Source organism: Mesorhizobium sp. M8A.F.Ca.ET.161.01.1.1, assembly GCF_004792105.1.
In the GTDB taxonomy this organism is placed as follows: Bacteria; Pseudomonadota; Alphaproteobacteria; order Rhizobiales; family Rhizobiaceae; genus Mesorhizobium.
Genome location: NZ_SRTD01000302.1, coordinates 1 through 322, shown reverse-complemented (window position 1 = coordinate 322; position 322 = coordinate 1). Strand labels below are relative to the sequence as shown.

Below are 322 nucleotides of genomic sequence, written 5' to 3'. Positions count from 1 at the left end.
AAACGGATAAGCGCGGTCAGGTCCGGTGTGGACCAGTCGTTCTCAATGAAGCCTTCCGCAAAGCCAATATCACCATTGACGAACAGACGGCGGATTGCCCGCCAGTTATGCAGAACGAGAATGGCGTCGATGCCTTCCGATGTCCCCGATTTTTCGATGGTTCCGCCGCCGGGGAGGGTGATGCGAAGCCGGCCGCGGTGAATATTGTTCAGCAGCCGGGTGATGAGCCAAGTGCCGAGGCCCATACGGCCGCTGACGCGGGTGTTCTGCACCGGTAATTCCGAGAGATTGTCAAACGGGGTCATGAATTCTGGCCTCGATT

The 322-nt window shown here is 57.8% G+C and carries 1 pseudogene; it reads right to left on the bottom strand.

Annotation, left to right across the window (positions count from 1 at the left end):
• A pseudogene (locus EN804_RS35815) lies at positions 1-305 on the bottom strand (SAM-dependent methyltransferase); the annotation flags it as partial.
• Positions 306-322 lie beyond the last annotated feature (17 nt).